Source organism: Castellaniella sp. MT123 (assembly GCF_039614765.1).
Taxonomy (GTDB): domain Bacteria; phylum Pseudomonadota; class Gammaproteobacteria; order Burkholderiales; family Burkholderiaceae_B; genus Castellaniella.
The window spans coordinates 685,864-701,004 of sequence record NZ_CP154879.1 but is presented as its reverse complement, the minus strand read 5'-3'; the positions used below and the strand labels follow the sequence as shown (position 1 = coordinate 701,004).

The window sequence follows — 15,141 nt, the reverse complement described above, 5'->3', positions numbered from 1 at the left end:
GAGTGGCGTTCATTGCCATGCACTTGTTCGGACACGGGTGCCATGGAGGACATGGTGGAGGCCATGGCTCGGGTTCTGGCGAAGATCGCGACGCGAACAGGACCGCCGACCCAAAGGCCGTAGGGAACCCGCCGAGCGCCACGGGCGGTAGCCGCGAACCACATCCTCATTAGGAGAGCTTCCTGTACGGGGCGTATGCCGGGATGGTGTACGTGCCGATCTACAACTTCTTCAAGCGGCGCTGGGACACCGGACAATGACGAATATCTCGCACGCGTTCCACATCACACTGCGAGTTTTGAGGAGGATCCCGAGGGCCACGATGCCATTTGAACACATCCAGGCAGGCAGAGCAGATCCTGCGGGACTCGTTGACGACCACGACCTACTAACCAAGCCTGCACCGCCATTACATTACGACATTGTCATGCTGGTGTCATCAGATCGACATAAGCGCTTCGCTAAACTTTCATATATCAATGCAATACATGCGTCAGTTGTTTATTAGCTGCCGCACCCTGACAGTCGCAACTGTCTCTAGCTGACCAGGAGTTCAACATGACCTACCTCCGTACCTTTGCATCTATTGCCGTTCTGACCAGTGCAGCCCTGACCGCCCCGGCCTGGGCTGCCAATGGCGATCAAAACGACAGCCATCATCCGGCAAATGACACCGTCGCGCAGGCTGCTCAGGCGCAATCGGGTAGCCCGGGCGCAGGTATGCGCGCGGGCACGACTGCCCCCGACTATGCCAGCCAGATGAAGGCCATGCAGCAGATGCACGATGCAATGCTGGCCGCGAAGACGCCCGAGGAGCACAGTGCGCTGATGGCCAAGCAGATGAAACTCATGCAAGGCGGCATGAATATGATGGGTAGCATGGGCGGCATGAGCATGATGGGCCGCGGCATGGGCAGTGGCATGAGCACAGGCGCAGCGCCGGGCAAGTCGGCCGACATGGCCACCCGCCAGGACATGCTGGAGCAGCGTATGGACATGATGCAGTCCATGATGCAGATGATGACAGACCGCCTGCAGGCGCTTCCTGCAACAAAATGAGGAATCAGCCATGAGTACTTCAAATTCCCCTCACACGGCAGCAAGCGCGCAACAGCCACCTGCCACCCCCTATGGTTTTCGCTGTGACATCCAGGACAAGGACTTTGTGACGGCCGTCGCCCGCGTCACCGAAGCGCTGAAAGCCGAAGGCTTTGGCGTCCTGACCGAGATCGACGTGCAGGCCACGATGAAGGCCAAGCTGGGCATCGAGGGGCGACCCTACCGCATCCTCGGCGCCTGCAATCCGCCGCTGGCCCACCGCGCCCTGGAGGCTGAACCCGACATCGGCCTGCTGCTGCCCTGCAACGTCGTCGTGCGTGAAGAGGCCGACGGTCGCCTGGTCGTTGCCTTCATGGACCCCGTTGCGGTGTTGCAGATGACCTCGAACCCCGAGGTCGGGCGCATCGCCCACGAGGTGCGCGATCGGCTTGAGCGGGTGAAATCTGCACTGGCCAGTAGCACAACCCCGGCAGCCAAGGGCTGAGGGAGTGCACATGGTTTACAACGGCGGCTTCTTCATGGGCGGCATGCACTTTTTCTGGTGGATCTTCTGGTTGGCGCTGGTCGGCATCATCGTGTTCTACGGCTGGGGGCGTACGAGCGGGCGGCACAGACGCGCGCGCGAGTCGCCCCACGAAATGCTGCAGCGCCACCTGGCGAACGGTGAGATCACGCCCCGCGAGTACGAAGAACGCAAGGGCTTGCTTGATCGCGATGCCAGGCACACAAAATAAACCAGGCACAGGACAAAGATATCTCGTCAAACAGTTAAAAGCTTTCATGCGATGTCAGGGCCTGTCTTGAAACTACAGGCCAGTGCCGTTTGTATCAACCGAACAGATCAGGACTGCCTTGATCACCAGATACGGTTTAATCCGTTCGAATTGGCATGTATACCATATCAAGAAATCTGTTTCTTATCGCCGGCTTTTTTTTGACAAGCACTGCCGCCGCATCAGGCGTGAGGCAAATCTCTATCGTCGATGATCCAGCTCATGTACTCGGTCAACACTCGCACAAAGCGACTTCCCGGCTGGAAAATCTGCGGAAGATTTTTTTCGACACGCCACTGAGCGAACGAACACGCATCAGCTCGGCATTTGGTTATCGATTCCATCCCGTGTCTGGCAAGTGGGCAGGCCACCAAGGTATTGATTACCCTGCCCCGAAAGGCACACCCATCCGGGCGACAGCTCGCGGCAGGATATCCTTCATCGGCATTCAGAGCGGATATGGAAAAGTGATCTTTGTAGAGCATAACAATATCTATTCTACTGTCTACGCCCACCAAAGCCGTTTCAAAAATAGTTTGGAGAAAGGCGAATATGTCGACAAGGGACAAATCATTGGGTATGTCGGTTCTACCGGAACGTCCAGTGGCCCCCATCTGCACTATGAATTGCGTGTCAATAATCAGCCGGTAGACCCTGTTCGACAAAAGCGGCAACTGGCCGCCCACACCCAAAAATGAAGCGTCAGGTCCGGCGCCCGAACAATCGTAGTCCATCAAGCTACATTCACCGTACAGCAAAGTGAGCAAGGACGATTCCAATGACAATAGTCACGAAAAAAGCCGCTGTGTTCCTTGGTGCGCTTGGTTTTTTGGCACTCGGTACCGGTCTGTTCATGTACCAGTCGGCATCGAGTTCAAAACTGGCTTATATTGACCCGTCCGATCAAACACTCTTGGTCCGTGGTAGACAAATCTACACCAATAATTGTGCCGCATGCCATGGAGCACGGCTTGAAGGCCAGAATGACTGGCGCACGCGCAAGCCAAACGGACGATTACCCGCGCCGCCGCACGATAAAGCAGGGCACACTTGGCATCATCCAGATGCGCTTTTGATTGACATTGTCAAAAACGGCCTGGTGCCTGGGAAAACCGCGCCACCCGGATATGTGAGCGATATGCCAGCCTATGGCCAGTCATTGAGCGACCCCGATATAGCGGCGGTGTTGGCCTATATCAAGAGCTCCTGGCCACCTAAAGCACTGGCTGCACAGAAAGAAATCACGCTGCAACCGAGGCAGTAAGTGCCCGGCGAAGATGCTCTATTGCTTTGCCTTGTGCAATCGCTGCGCATCACCTGCAACCCATGCGATTCAATCCTCCCCCCGCAACTCCGGCCAGATCTGCCACCAGTCATCCGGACGCAGCTGCTTCCGAGTGACAGCACCGCCCGTCAATTCCTCGATCTCCACACAGCGGATGATTGGCACCGGACGTGTACCTGCCGCCCAGCTGCTGACTACCTGTACAGGTAACCCTAACTTCTTGGCCAATGGGGTCATCCCGCCCATCACTTCACAGGCATCACGAACAGGCTGAAAATCCCGCATATGCTTCCATAACCATGTGTTTAACATGGATTTTATTAGATAAATTCGTTATTAAGATATGACGACGCGTTGTTTATTTGTGCCGTTTTGCAGCGCCAAAGTTCAGCACCGGCTAGTCAATTTGTAACTGCAGGTCAGAAAACGGCATTCATCGCATGAAACAATCTGCACCGATCTGAACCAAGCGTTTTTCCTGCCCCCCTGGGGGACTGACGATTTTATGATCTTTCGTTTGCCGCGGGATAGTAACAGCCGTAAACAATTTGCCCTGGCCTCGTATCCTCCACTCGTAGTGGTATTCGCTAAGCTTTAGCACCCTCCAGTAGAACCTTGAATTGCTTGAAAAATCAATCAGCTGATTACCTATTGACAAAACTAATCAAAATGCTGACAATAGCTTTAACTGCTCAACGCAGACCAGCTCTTTAACAAGCAACAAGCGATGAATACTGCGCCCTGCCCGATCACGCGGCACGCGACTGCGCAGCAACCTGTAAGGCATCGGGGTTGAAGCAAAACCGATGAAATCCGCCAATCACAGCCAGCCCCTCGCGTGGGGCATGGATGGCCGCGTGCGGCGAGGACTTCCCACAACGGGACGCGCCCGGTGCATTCATATGAATGCCCAAACTCAGGGATGGCGACGTAATCCTTTGACGACAGCGGGAAAGACCGCAGTCCCCGGCATCCAGACGAGCCGCCACCGGCGGGCCAGCGTCTGGCCCTACCGGGGGTGATCCAAGCACCCGACCCCCATCGCGGCATCTTGGCGGGTCGGCCCCCAGGGCTCCGGCGAGCCCGCTTTGGCAGGCGTCCCTCCGGGCATCTACCAAAGTGCCCGTACTTACATTTTCGAACCCCTATTTTTACCAGCCATCCCGAAAGGATCGACTTATGACAGTAGCACGCACCTTCACCGCTCACCCTCCCCACCGCCCAGCAACACGGGCGCTGCTTTACCGCATCAACGTGGCGGAGGCAAAACTGGGGGTCTCACGCTCCACCATCTATCGACTGGTGCATGACGGCGAGCTGGAGCTGGTCAAGATCGGCAAGCGCTCCAGCGGCATCACCGCCACCAGCCTCCATGCCATGATCGAGCGAAACAAGACGCCGTGCTGATACCATAGTCGTATTCACGCAACACAGAGAAAAACGCCCACCGGGTTCAAACTGGGTAGCCAGGTGGGTAGCTAGAGCAAAAACGCGGCTTGTGCTGATGTGATAACTATCTGATTAACAAAAGTAATACTCATCGCATGAAACTCGCCACCTGGAACGTCAACTCCCTCAACGTCCGCCTGGGCCACGTCATCGACTGGCTGCAGGCGAACCCGGTCGATGCCCTGTGTCTGCAGGAACTGAAGCTGCCCGACGAAAAATTTCCGCACGATGCGCTGCGGGAGATCGGCTACCACGCGTGCTGGGCTGGCCAGAAGACCTATAACGGGGTGGCGATCCTCAGCCGGACGCCGCTGGTGGACGTGCAGCGCAACATCCCCGGCTACGACGATCCACAGCAGCGGATCATCGCCGCCACGCTGACCGATCCGGCCGGCCCCCCTGTGCGCGTCATCAGCGCCTATTGCCCCAATGGCCAGGCGGTTGGCAGCGATAAATACGCCTACAAGCTGGACTGGTTCCAGGCCCTGCAGCGCTGGCTGAACGCCGAAATCGAGCGCCACCCGGATCTGGCCATCCTGGGGGACTACAACGTCGCCCCGACCGACGCGGACGTGCACGACCCGGAAGCCTGGGTCGGCAACATCCTGGTGTCGGAACCGGAACGCAAGGCATTCCGATCCCTGCTCGACCTGGGACTGCGGGATACTTTCCGGCTGTTTGATCAGGCTCCCAAGATCTTCAGTTGGTGGGATTACCGTCAGATGGCGTTCCGCCGCAACATGGGCGTCCGGATCGATCACATCCTGGCAACGCCGGATCTGGCCGCACGCTGCACCGAATGCGTGGTGGACAAGACACCTCGCGGGTGGGAAAAGCCGTCGGACCACGCCCCCGTGGTCGCCCGCTTCGACATGAGCTGACGCCGGGACCGTTTATAATCAAAAGCCCTTTTCGTCGCACCTGATCCCATGCCGCTTGACAGCCGACTGATTGCCCATCTGGACCAAGGGCTGATCCTGGACATTACCCTGGAAGACCTGCCTTTCCGCGTCTACGTCGCGCAGCGCGACGCGGACGTCGAACAGGTGGCCGATTTGGTGCCGGCCGAACAGTTCCAGAGCGAAGGCGACGTACACGTGGCGGCCATCCACGATGGCGACGATGCATCCGAACAGATCCAGGATGTGCTCTTCAACCTGAACCCTGGCGACGCCATCGTCTTCCTGTGTACCGGGCCGCAGGCCTACGCCGACACGCTGGCCGAACTGGGTCAGGATCCCGCCGCAAACGTGGCGTCCTGACCAGACGCGCCGACACACTGACGGAACCCGGATATGACGAGGCAGCACGCCGGCAATATTTTCATGGTGGTCGCCCCCAGCGGGGCGGGGAAATCCAGCCTGGTCAACGCTCTGCTGGCCCAGGACCCCAGCCTGTCGCTGTCGATTTCCTGCACCACGCGGGCCCCGCGGCCAGGTGAACGCGACCAGGAACACTACCGGTTCGTGTCGGTGGAAACCTTCCAGGCGATGCGCGACCGGGGCGACATGCTGGAATGGGCCGAGGTCCACGGCAATTTCTATGGCACTCCGCGTGATCGCGTCGCCCAGGCCATCGCCAACGACACCGACATCATCCTGGAAATCGACTGGCAAGGCGCCCTGCAGGTCCGCCACCACTATCCGCAGGCGATCGGCATTTTCATTCTCCCGCCCTCGATCGAGGCGCTGGAGACCCGGCTGAACAAACGCGGCCAGGATGCACCGCAGGTCATCGCCCGCCGCTTGCTGGCAGCCGGGGGCGAAATGGCGCATGCCTCTGACTGCGAATATGTTATTATTAATCAAGAATTTAGCGTAGCGTTACAGCAATTGCGGGACGTCGTTTCGGCGGCTCGCTTGCGCTATGCCGCGCAATCCGTGCGCCATGCCGACCTGTTCATGCAACTCGGCATCCGCAAACCCATCACCAACGCAAGCTGATCAGGAATCTCATGGCCCGCATCACTGTAGAAGACTGCCTCAAGCAGGTCCCCAACCGTTTCGACCTCACCCTGGTGGCCACCTATCGCGCCCGCGAACTGGCCCAGGGTCATGAATCGCACATCCAGAGCCACAACAAGCCCACGGTCACCGCGCTGCGCGAAATCGCCCAGGGCCAGGTCGGCACCGAGATGCTGCGCAAGGTCCCCACCTGATCGACACCCGGGGGCCTCATGGCGTTTTCAGGCTTTCGCGGCGCATCCTCCGGACTGCTGGCGGTTCTGCGCAAAGGCCCCCGACTGCGCCGGCGCACACCGCCCAACGCCACCGCCGCGCTGCCCGTCTCCGCCCCCAGTCCGATCGCATCGCTGGCAGGACTGCAGCAGATCATCGCGGGCTATCTGTCGCCACGCGACATCGAACGGGTCCGCGAGGCCTACCGCTTTGCTGACAATGCCCACCTGGGGCAATTCCGCGAAAGCGGCGAACCTTATATTTCGCACCCGATCGCCGTCACTGAAATCTGCGCCGGCTGGAAACTCGATGCCGACTCGCTGATGGCAGCCTTGTTGCACGACGTGATCGAGGATCAGGGAATATCCAAGCAGGAACTGGCCGAAAAATTCGGCGGCGAAGTCGCCGACATCGTCGACGGCCTGACCAAACTGGAACGCCTGGAATACGCGACAAAGGCCGAACAGCAGGCGGAATCCTTTCGCAAGATGCTGCTGGCGATGGCGCGCGATGTTCGCGTCATCCTGATCAAGATCGCCGACCGGCTGCACAACATGCGGACTCTGGACGCTGTTGCCCCCGAAAAGCGCCGCAGGGTCGCCCGCGAAACTCTCGATATCTACACACCGATTGCCCATCGCCTGGGTCTGAACGCGTTGTTTCGCGAACTGCAGGATCGCTGCTTCAAGGCCATCTACCCAAACCGCTACGACGTCCTGCACAAGGCCATGATGGCGGCGCGCGGGAACCGCCGAGAGGTCATCTCGAAGATCGCCGAGACCGTACGCGCGGCGCTGCCGGCAGCCGGACTGGATGCCGAGGTCAACGGCCGCGAGAAATCCCTGTACGGCATCTATAAAAAGATGGTCGAGCAGAAAAAATCGTTCTCCGACGTGCTCGACATCTACGGTTTCAGAGTGATCGTCCACACCCTGCCGGAATGCTATCTGGCCATGGGGACGCTGCATCAGCTGTACCGTCCGGTCCCGGGCAAATTCAAGGACTACATCGCCATCCCGAAGGTCAACGGCTACCAGTCCCTGCACACGACCCTGATCGGCCCTTACGGCACGCCGATTGAATTCCAGTTCCGCACCCGCGACATGGATCACGTCGCCGAAGAGGGCGTGGCTTCTCACTGGCTCTACAAGGAACAGGGCACTTCGCTCAACGACCTGCAGAAACGGACCCACCAGTGGCTGCAATCGCTGCTGGACATCCAGAGTCAGACAGGGGATTCCGGCGAGTTCCTGGAACACGTCAAGGTCGACCTGTTCCCCGACGCGGTGTATGTGTTCACGCCGCAGGGCAAAATCCTGTCCCTGCCCCGGGGTGCCACCCCGGTGGATTTTGCCTACGCCATCCACACCGACGTGGGCAACCATGCGGTCGCCTGCAAGATCAATGGCGACTTTTCACCCCTGCGCACCGAACTGCACAGCGGGGATGCCGTGGAAATCATGACGTCTTCGGCTTCGCGCCCCAGCGCCCAGTGGCTGAACTACGTGCGCACCGGCCGGGCGCGCTCGGAAATCCGCCACTACTTGCGCACCGAGCGCTACGAAGAATCGATCGCCTTCGGCCGCCGCCTGCTGAACCAGGCCTTCGACCAGTTGGGCATCACCTATCCCAAGGACGACGACCCGCAATGGGATCGCCTGGCCAAAGGCTCGGGCGGCGCCTCGCGCACCGAGATCCTGGCCGACATCGGCTTGGGGAAACGTCTTGCCGCCGTCGTCGCCCGGCGCTTCGCCCCCGAAAATGCCATGCTGGAAACCACTGCCATGGCGGTGGATGAATTCAATTCGGTGACCAGCGCCCCCATCGTCATCCACGGCAACGAGGGCCAGGCGGTCCAGTTGGCGCACTGCTGCGGCCCGCTGCCTGGGGATGCCATCATCGGCGGCATCCGTCTGGGGCACGGCCTGGTGGTCCACATGGCCGACTGCCCCGTGGCGCTGCGTCAGCAGGCCAAGGAACCCGAACGCTGGATTCCCGTCGTCTGGGATGCCAAAACGGCACGCCACCTGACTACCCGCCTGGACATCACGGTCCTGAACGAACGCGGCGTGCTGGGCCGCCTGGCCGCCGAAGTCACCGAAGCCGACTCGAACATCATCCAGCTCACCATGCCCGACGAGGCCGCCGCCACCGCCCTGTTGCACCTGACCGTCCAGGTGGATAGCCGCAAGCACCTCGCTCAGGTCATCCGCGCCATCCGGCACGTCCCCCAAGTCCAAAAAATCGTCCGAGTAAAGGGTTGATTCTGGTCTTTCAATGCACCTCATCATCATGATCACGGCCGGATCCCGACCCACCCGGTGGAGTCGGCAGCCTTGCCTCCGGAAGATGCCAGCCACGGCGTATGGCCATGAAGCGCAGTAAAAAGCAAAGAACCCCGCCGGCCAGTGTCGAAATCACCGGCGAGACGTGCAGCAAATGCCCGCCCACCACGACGGCGCCCCCGGCCAGCGCCGCCAGGGCATAAAGATCCGCTCGCAAGACAACGGGGATTTCCGTGACGAGAATGTCCCGCAACATTCCGCCACCCACCCCCGTCAGCATGCCAAGGATGGCCGCCATGGCAGGATTGATGCCATAGACCAGCGCCTTCTCGGTGCCGGACACGGCGAAGAAAGCCAGACCGATCGCGTCGAACCACAGCATGTGATAACGAAGCCGATCCGTGACCGGATACCAGAGGAACGTGATCAGACCCGCCACAACCGAAACCACCAGATATGTCCAGTTTTCGATCGCCGCCGGCGGCACGGCACCGATCAGCAGATCCCGCGTCATGCCGCCCACATTGCCCGTGACAAACGCGAGAACCAGCATCCCCAGGATATCCAGGCGACGCCTGACGGCGACCATGGCGCCGCTGACGGCGAACACGAACGTACCGCCGAGATCCAGTATCAGGACTATGGCATGGGCGTGGGGGATGGGAGGGATGGGAGGGATGGGAGGCATGGCGGCGCGGTGAATGTCTTTTAGACGGCAGCAGGCCACGCATGCGCAGCCAGACTGACGAGCGGAGTTTCGTTTCCGTATGCGGGATTCTTGTCCATCACTGTCAAGCTCCAGGCAAGGGCTATTAACGACGACATCCAGCAAATCATACGCCGACCGTTTTCACATGCCAGCGTCCGTTTCAATCAATCAACAGGCGCTGGCATCGTATGGCGGTATTTGAATCAGTTCGAGCCGCCTTCCCCGCGCTCGATCAATTTATGGCCCTCGGCCGTGATCTTCACGCCCAGGGTCTTGCGCAGATCGGCCATGACGGCCTTTTCCTCGGCGCCGCCCCAGAGCTGGGACAATTGAGTACCCAGTCCGTCCAGGGCCGGTTTGTCGGTCGTGCCTGCCTTCACCTGATCCACCTGCACGATGGCGTAGGCCTTCGGCAGGGACACACCGCCATAGGCGGGAAGGCTCTGGTGCGGCACGGCAAAGGCCGCGTCCAGCACCACTTTGTTCAGACCGGCCGGATCCAGCCGGCTTAGCGTGACCGGGGCCTGGAAGCCGTCTGAAGAGGACTTCTTCCGCAGCTCGGCGAGGACCTTTTCGCCCTCGGTGACGGCGGCGGCCTGCGCACGTTCGTTTTCCAGTTGGGCGCGGATATGCGCCTGAACCTTGTCCAGCGCAGGGACGTGCGCAGGCGTCACCGCGCCGACCCGCACCACGACCATCGTATCCGGTGAAATCTCGATCACGCCCGAGTTCTGCTTGTCGGTCAGCACCTGGGTGCTGAAGAGCGCCTGGCGCACCCGCGCATCCCCCAGAATGGCGGCATCCTTCGAGGCGGCCGCCGCCTTGGGACCGACTTCGTCGGTGGTGAGCAGACGATCCCTGGCAATGCCCTGGGCCTGGCCGACCTGCAGGCCGAGATCCTTGGCGGCAGGGTCCAGACTGGACGGATTGTCGTAGACCAGGCCGGTCAGTTTTGTGGCCATATCGGCAAAGCGGTCAGCGGCCACCTGGCGGCGAACCTCGGTCTCGACCTTGGCGCGCGCCTGGTCGAAGGTCTCGCCCTTTTCAGGCTGCACTTCATTGGCCATGAAGATATGGTAGCCGTCCGGCCCCTTGACCGGGTCCGAGATCCCGCCCTGCTTCAAGGCGAAGACGGCCTGCTCCATATCCAGCGGCAAGGTGCCGCGCTGGATCCAGCCCAACACCCCCCCCTCGCGCGCGGTCCCGGCATCCTGGGATTCCTTGCGCGCCAGTCCGGCAAACTGAGCGGGCTCGGCTCGCGCCCGACGAGCGATGTCCTGGGCTGTGGCGAGCGCCGCCTTGGCTGCCTCGTCCGACGCCCCGGCAGGCAGTTTCACCAGGATGTGGCTGACGTTGACCCGGGCTGGAATCACATATCGGGCCTTGTTCTGCTCGTAATAGTCCTTCAGCTGCGCCTCGCTGATCGCCGGCACGCTGGCGACCGCTGCCGCCTCGTCGAGCACCAGATAGTCGGCGGACACCTGCTCGGGCAGGCGCAGCGCGTCTTGGTGGGCCTCGTACCAGGCCTTGATGTCATCCGCACTGATGGTGACGCCCTTGCGGTAGTCGTCAGCCTGGAACACCCGCAGGCGCACGATCCGTTCCTCGGTGAGGGCGCGTTTCAGGCTGTCGAGCACCGGCTGCGGCAGCGTCGCAGTATCCCGCACCGGCCCCAGTACCGTATTCAGTGCCAGTTCGGCCCGCTGTCCGGCCTCGAAATCCCGGGGCGTCATGCCGACCGACGCCAACACCTCGTGATAGCGGTCCGAGGAAAACTGCCCATCCACCTGCAGCTGCGGCATAACCGCGATTGCGTGGCGCAATGTATTGTCCGATACGCTGAAATGATCCTGGGTCGCAACCGCGACCTGAACCTTCCGATCGATCAACTGATCCATCAGGGCCTGGCGGGCCTGGGGGTTGTCCAGCAGCGCCGGGTCGAAGCGCCCCTGGCTGCTTTCCTGCATCTGCTGCAGCTGATTGCGCTGCGCCTGCGTGAATTCCTGTTGGGTGACGGTCAACTTGCCGACCTTGGCGACCGCCGGATCGGCCGTCACGACGGAATAGCCGCTGATTCCCAGAAACACGAACGACGGCACCACCAGGATCAGAAGGACCAGCTGCATCAGGCGCTGGTGCGTACGAATGAAATCGAACATGGGCTAAGGTCCCGCTGAGGATGACCGACAGGCAGTCGGGGCGATCCGAAACAAAAAAGGCGAACATTGTCGCCCAGGCTGGCTGACCGAACCGACGGCCGGAAATGCATCGCAGTTTAACACCGTGACGCCAAGGCCGTGCCCCAGCGTCCAGAGGACTCCGATGCCGGGATCCCGCCGCCGGAGGCGACCGCCGCCGCGCACGCGGATCAGCCCGTCCGGCGTCCGGGCAACCCGCTAAAATGGCCAAACTGTATTTTCATTGCCTGACAGCGCCCCCATCATGCCCACTTCCCATACCGCGTGGCCCTGGCCCGCCTACATCGCCCACCGCGGCGGTGGCCGGCTCGCCCCCGAAAACACCCTGGCCGCCATGCGCACTGGCGTGGCCCATGGCTTCCGGATGGCGGAATACGACGTCAAGCTCAGCCAGGACGGGGTCCCTTTCCTGCTGCACGATGACAGCATCGACCGCACGTCGGACGGCCAGGGCCTGGCTGCGCGGCTGGACTGGAAGACACTGGCCGGATCCGATTTCGGCAGCTGGCACGGCCCGGATTTTGCCGGCGAACCCGCTCCAACCCTGCTGTCGATCGCCCGCTACACCCTGGCGCGCGGCATGCACAGCAATATCGAAATCAAGCCGTCAACCGGCCACGAAACCCAGACCGGCACGGCCGTCGCTCAGGCCGCCGCCAGCCTGTGGGCCCAGGCCGCTCTACCGCCGCTGCTGTCCTCGTTTTCGGAGACCTCGCTGGAGGCCGCCCGTACTGCCGTCCCCGATCTGCCCCGCGCACTGCTCATCGAAGGGCCGGTGCCCGCCGACTGGCGCGCCCGGCAGATCGGGCTGGGCTGCATCGGGCTGAATATCGATACCCGGCACGCCGATGAAGCCGTCGTGCGCGACATCCTGGATCAGGGCGCGACCCTGGCGGTCTGGACCGTCAACGACCCGGACCGCGCGCGCGAGCTGCTGGCATGGGGCTGCCATGCCGTGTTCACCGATGCGCTGGACCTGGTCCGGCCACAAACAACCGGCCAAGACCGGTAAACTGACCCGATGTTTAGCTACCGACACGCATTCCACGCCGGCAACCACGCCGACGTGCTAAAGCACGCGATCCTGGTGCAGGTCCTGGATTATTTCAACCATAAGGATACGCCTTACTGGGTCATCGACACGCATGCCGGCGCCGGCCTGTATGCGCTGGACGGCGACTGGGCGGGCCAGAGCGGCGAGGTCACCGAAGGGCTGGACCGCCTGCTGGGTGCACCGCAGCCGCCGGAACTGGTGGCACGATATCTGCGCGCCATCCAGGATTTCAACCCCGATGGCGTGGCCAACCGTTATCCCGGCTCGCCCTGCCTGGCGCTGCATGCCATGCGCCCCCAGGACCGCTTGCGGCTGTTCGAACTGCACCCGACCGAGGGCCAGGTTCTGGAAGACACCCTCAGGCACGAAGTCCGTGCCTCGCGCAGCCAGGTCGCTGTGGCCCGCGAGGACGGCTTTGCAGGCCTGAAGCGCCTGCTGCCGCCGCCTCCGCGGCGTGGACTCATCCTGATCGATCCGTCATACGAAGACAAACAGGACTACCGCCACGTGTTGCAGGCGCTGCGCGACGGCCTGCAGCGCTTTGCCCAGGGCTGTTTCGTCATCTGGTATCCGCTGGTGCAACGCACCCAGGCACACGAAATGGTTCGTGCCCTGGAACGGCTGCCCGTGGATTGGTTGAATGCATCCCTGACGGTGTGCAAGCCGTCAGCCGACGGCGTGGGCCTGCATGGCAGCGGCATGTTCATCGTGAATCCGCCCTGGACGCTGGAAGCCGAGCTGCGCACCGCCCTGCCCTGGCTGCGCACCGTGCTGGCGCAAGATGATCATGCGCGCTTCAGTCTGGACACGAGCGCGGCGCGAGCCGCGGCTGCCGAAGGCCCGCACGAGGCCATCCCACACCAGGTGGTCACCCGCGAGCCGGCTGATCCGGGTCCCCGGCAGCGTCCGGTACGGAACGTTCAGAAGCGCTCTCCCTCGCGCAAATAACGCCATTGCCCAACCGGCAGATCGCCCAGCACGACCTGCCCCATACGCACCCGCTTCAGGCCGACGACCTTCAGGCCGACCTGCTCACACATACGGCGGATCTGCCGTTTGCGGCCTTCGCGCAGGATGAAGTGCAGTTGGTCGTCGTTCTGCCAGTTGACCTGGGCGGGGCGCAGCGCCTGCCCATCGAGGGTCAGGCCGTGATTCAACAGCGCCAGGCCGCCCGCCGACAGGCGCCCGGTCACCCGCACCAGATATTCCTTCTCGATCGACGAGTCGTCGCCGATCAGCTGGCGGGCGATCCGGCCGTCTTGGGTCAGCACCAGCAGGCCCTGCGAGTCGATGTCCAGACGGCCGGCGGGTGCCAGCCCCCGCACATGGGACGGATCAAAGGCGCGCCTGCTCTGCCCCGCATGAAACAGCGTGTCGGCGCGGATCAGGGACGCGGCCAGGCGGTATCCCTGATCGGACTGATGCGAGACATAACCGACGGGCTTGTTCAGGATGATGGTGACCTTGTCGGTCTGGCGACGGGCAGCCTGGCGCTCGAGGGTGATACGGGCCGACGGCAGTGCCTTCGTGCCGAGCTCGCTCACAACCCGGCCATCGACCCGGACCCAGCCTCGCTCGATGTAGGCGTCGGCCTCGCGACGGGAGCACAGGCCGCGTTGGGCCATCAATTTCGAAATTCGGACAGGTTCCATGATGGTGCTCATTGTAGCGTGAGCCCCATGGCCGCATCCGTACCACCCGCCATCGTATCGCCCCCATGAGCCCGCCTATCGGAACCCACACCGCGGGCGTGATGGAATTGGACGCCGGCGGGCCGGCCTGACGCTACAAGGCCTCGACGCCGGTTTCCCCGGTCCGGATCCGGATGGACTGTTCGACCGGCGTGACGAAGATCTTGCCGTCGCCGATCTTGCCGGTGCGGGCCGCGCGGATGATGGCCTCGATGGTGCCATCGACCTGATCGGCCGCCACCACCACGTCGATACGGATTTTGGGCAGGAAATCGACCACGTATTCGGCCCCGCGATACAGTTCCGTATGGCCCTTCTGACGGCCGAAGCCCTTGACCTCGGCCACGGTCAGGCCATTGACCCCCAGTTCGGACAGGGCCTCGCGCACCTCGTCGAGCTTGAAGGGTTTGACGATGGCTGTGATCTGCTTCATGTCGGGTTGCGCCATGATCTCGGGGTTC

General features: G+C 61.8%; 18 protein-coding genes. 13 read left to right on the top strand and 5 right to left on the bottom strand.

Going from position 1 to position 15,141, the window contains the following annotated elements:
* Positions 1-558 precede the first annotated feature (558 nt).
* The 5 genes from ABCV34_RS03150 (at position 559) to ABCV34_RS03130 (ending at position 3,096) form a co-directional block, all read left to right on the top strand.
* On the top strand, positions 559-1,059 hold the full coding sequence (locus ABCV34_RS03150) for a hypothetical protein (RefSeq protein WP_066459611.1): 501 nt from the start codon (positions 559-561) through the stop codon (positions 1,057-1,059).
* A gap of 10 nt (positions 1,060-1,069) precedes the next feature.
* Positions 1,070-1,543 (top strand): DUF302 domain-containing protein, encoded by a 474-nt coding sequence (locus tag ABCV34_RS03145; RefSeq protein ID WP_084386795.1) that lies wholly within the window; start codon positions 1,070-1,072, stop codon positions 1,541-1,543.
* A gap of 10 nt (positions 1,544-1,553) precedes the next feature.
* Positions 1,554-1,793: an SHOCT domain-containing protein gene (locus ABCV34_RS03140; RefSeq protein WP_232305139.1), complete on the top strand. Its 240-nt coding sequence runs from the start codon at positions 1,554-1,556 to the stop codon at positions 1,791-1,793.
* A 155-nt stretch (positions 1,794-1,948) separates the two neighbouring features.
* Positions 1,949-2,530: a M23 family metallopeptidase gene (locus ABCV34_RS03135; protein ID WP_084386835.1), complete on the top strand. Its 582-nt coding sequence runs from the start codon at positions 1,949-1,951 to the stop codon at positions 2,528-2,530.
* An 80-nt stretch (positions 2,531-2,610) separates the two neighbouring features.
* Positions 2,611-3,096, top strand: a complete 486-nt coding sequence (locus tag ABCV34_RS03130) for a cytochrome c (protein ID WP_084386836.1) — start codon at positions 2,611-2,613, stop codon at positions 3,094-3,096.
* A 69-nt stretch (positions 3,097-3,165) separates the two neighbouring features.
* Here ABCV34_RS03130 and ABCV34_RS03125 read toward each other — a convergent pair whose 3' ends face one another.
* On the bottom strand, positions 3,166-3,402 hold the full coding sequence (locus ABCV34_RS03125; RefSeq protein WP_066459935.1) for a YdaS family helix-turn-helix protein: 237 nt from the start codon (positions 3,400-3,402) through the stop codon (positions 3,166-3,168).
* 894 nt (positions 3,403-4,296) lie between these two features.
* On the opposite strand from ABCV34_RS03125, the gene ABCV34_RS03120 reads away from it, so the two are divergent.
* The 6 genes from ABCV34_RS03120 to ABCV34_RS03095 all read left to right on the top strand — a co-directional run bounded on the left by ABCV34_RS03120 (position 4,297) and on the right by ABCV34_RS03095 (position 9,007).
* The gene (locus tag ABCV34_RS03120; protein ID WP_066452519.1) at positions 4,297-4,524 is read left to right on the top strand and encodes an excisionase family DNA-binding protein; all 228 of its coding nucleotides are present in this window, start codon (positions 4,297-4,299) and stop codon (positions 4,522-4,524) included.
* Positions 4,525-4,661: 137 nt separating this feature from the next.
* A complete protein-coding gene (xth, locus tag ABCV34_RS03115; protein WP_345797794.1) occupies positions 4,662-5,447 on the top strand; it encodes an exodeoxyribonuclease III in 786 nt (261 codons plus the stop codon).
* Between the two features lie 48 nt (positions 5,448-5,495).
* Positions 5,496-5,828 (top strand): hypothetical protein, encoded by a 333-nt coding sequence (locus ABCV34_RS03110; RefSeq protein ID WP_345797793.1) that lies wholly within the window; start codon positions 5,496-5,498, stop codon positions 5,826-5,828.
* A 33-nt stretch (positions 5,829-5,861) separates the two neighbouring features.
* Positions 5,862-6,509, top strand: coding sequence for a guanylate kinase (gene gmk / locus ABCV34_RS03105; protein WP_345797792.1), 648 nt, complete (start codon positions 5,862-5,864; stop codon positions 6,507-6,509).
* Positions 6,510-6,520: 11 nt separating this feature from the next.
* Entirely contained in the window at positions 6,521-6,724 is a 204-nt protein-coding gene (gene rpoZ / locus ABCV34_RS03100; protein ID WP_345797791.1) for a DNA-directed RNA polymerase subunit omega, read from the top strand.
* An 18-nt stretch (positions 6,725-6,742) separates the two neighbouring features.
* Positions 6,743-9,007 carry a bifunctional (p)ppGpp synthetase/guanosine-3',5'-bis(diphosphate) 3'-pyrophosphohydrolase gene (locus ABCV34_RS03095; protein ID WP_345797790.1) on the top strand — a complete coding sequence of 755 codons (2,265 nt, stop codon included), beginning with the start codon at positions 6,743-6,745 and terminating at the stop codon, positions 9,005-9,007.
* A gap of 10 nt (positions 9,008-9,017) precedes the next feature.
* Here the strand turns inward: ABCV34_RS03095 and ABCV34_RS03090 are convergent, their stop codons facing one another.
* The gene (locus tag ABCV34_RS03090; protein ID WP_345797789.1) at positions 9,018-9,860 is read right to left on the bottom strand and encodes a trimeric intracellular cation channel family protein; all 843 of its coding nucleotides are present in this window, start codon (positions 9,858-9,860) and stop codon (positions 9,018-9,020) included.
* 80 nt (positions 9,861-9,940) lie between these two features.
* Positions 9,941-11,896 (bottom strand): SurA N-terminal domain-containing protein, encoded by a 1,956-nt coding sequence (locus ABCV34_RS03085; protein WP_345797788.1) that lies wholly within the window; start codon positions 11,894-11,896, stop codon positions 9,941-9,943.
* Positions 11,897-12,179: 283 nt separating this feature from the next.
* On the opposite strand from ABCV34_RS03085, the gene ugpQ reads away from it, so the two are divergent.
* Both ugpQ and rlmJ read left to right on the top strand, forming a co-directional pair.
* Complete coding sequence (gene ugpQ / locus ABCV34_RS03080) at positions 12,180-12,947, top strand: glycerophosphodiester phosphodiesterase (RefSeq protein ID WP_345797787.1); 768 nt, start codon at positions 12,180-12,182, stop codon at positions 12,945-12,947.
* Positions 12,948-12,956: 9 nt separating this feature from the next.
* Positions 12,957-13,937 carry a 23S rRNA (adenine(2030)-N(6))-methyltransferase RlmJ gene (gene rlmJ, locus ABCV34_RS03075; protein WP_345797786.1) on the top strand — a complete coding sequence of 327 codons (981 nt, stop codon included), beginning with the start codon at positions 12,957-12,959 and terminating at the stop codon, positions 13,935-13,937.
* Here the strand turns inward: rlmJ and ABCV34_RS03070 are convergent.
* Both ABCV34_RS03070 and ABCV34_RS03065 read right to left on the bottom strand, forming a co-directional pair.
* Positions 13,910-14,641, bottom strand: a complete 732-nt coding sequence (locus ABCV34_RS03070) for a pseudouridine synthase (RefSeq protein WP_345797785.1) — start codon at positions 14,639-14,641, stop codon at positions 13,910-13,912. The two genes, rlmJ and ABCV34_RS03070, sit on opposite strands and share 28 nt — an antisense overlap.
* Positions 14,642-14,774: 133 nt before the next feature.
* The gene (locus ABCV34_RS03065; RefSeq protein ID WP_345798684.1) at positions 14,775-15,113 is read right to left on the bottom strand and encodes a P-II family nitrogen regulator; all 339 of its coding nucleotides are present in this window, start codon (positions 15,111-15,113) and stop codon (positions 14,775-14,777) included.
* Positions 15,114-15,141: the final 28 nt, after the last annotated feature.

Excerpts from the sequence above, each read along its gene's own strand:
- ugpQ (WP_345797787.1), top strand. The coding sequence starts at position 12,180 with ATGCCCACTTCCCATACCGCGTGGCCCTGGCCCGCCTACATCGCCCAC.
- ABCV34_RS03120 (WP_066452519.1), top strand. The coding sequence starts at position 4,297 with ATGACAGTAGCACGCACCTTCACCGCTCACCCTCCCCACCGCCCAGCA.
- ABCV34_RS03110 (WP_345797793.1), top strand. The coding sequence starts at position 5,496 with ATGCCGCTTGACAGCCGACTGATTGCCCATCTGGACCAAGGGCTGATC.
- rpoZ (WP_345797791.1), top strand. The coding sequence starts at position 6,521 with ATGGCCCGCATCACTGTAGAAGACTGCCTCAAGCAGGTCCCCAACCGT.
- ABCV34_RS03070 (WP_345797785.1), bottom strand. The coding sequence starts at position 14,641 with ATGGAACCTGTCCGAATTTCGAAATTGATGGCCCAACGCGGCCTGTGC.
- gmk (WP_345797792.1), top strand. The coding sequence starts at position 5,862 with ATGACGAGGCAGCACGCCGGCAATATTTTCATGGTGGTCGCCCCCAGC.
- ABCV34_RS03145 (WP_084386795.1), top strand. The coding sequence starts at position 1,070 with ATGAGTACTTCAAATTCCCCTCACACGGCAGCAAGCGCGCAACAGCCA.
- ABCV34_RS03125 (WP_066459935.1), bottom strand. The coding sequence starts at position 3,402 with ATGCGGGATTTTCAGCCTGTTCGTGATGCCTGTGAAGTGATGGGCGGG.
- rlmJ (WP_345797786.1), top strand. The coding sequence starts at position 12,957 with ATGTTTAGCTACCGACACGCATTCCACGCCGGCAACCACGCCGACGTG.
- ABCV34_RS03140 (WP_232305139.1), top strand. The coding sequence starts at position 1,554 with ATGGTTTACAACGGCGGCTTCTTCATGGGCGGCATGCACTTTTTCTGG.
- ABCV34_RS03085 (WP_345797788.1), bottom strand. The coding sequence starts at position 11,896 with ATGTTCGATTTCATTCGTACGCACCAGCGCCTGATGCAGCTGGTCCTT.
- xth (WP_345797794.1), top strand. The coding sequence starts at position 4,662 with ATGAAACTCGCCACCTGGAACGTCAACTCCCTCAACGTCCGCCTGGGC.
- ABCV34_RS03095 (WP_345797790.1), top strand. The coding sequence starts at position 6,743 with ATGGCGTTTTCAGGCTTTCGCGGCGCATCCTCCGGACTGCTGGCGGTT.
- ABCV34_RS03130 (WP_084386836.1), top strand. The coding sequence starts at position 2,611 with ATGACAATAGTCACGAAAAAAGCCGCTGTGTTCCTTGGTGCGCTTGGT.
- ABCV34_RS03065 (WP_345798684.1), bottom strand. The coding sequence starts at position 15,113 with ATGAAGCAGATCACAGCCATCGTCAAACCCTTCAAGCTCGACGAGGTG.
- ABCV34_RS03135 (WP_084386835.1), top strand. The coding sequence starts at position 1,949 with ATGTATACCATATCAAGAAATCTGTTTCTTATCGCCGGCTTTTTTTTG.
- ABCV34_RS03150 (WP_066459611.1), top strand. The coding sequence starts at position 559 with ATGACCTACCTCCGTACCTTTGCATCTATTGCCGTTCTGACCAGTGCA.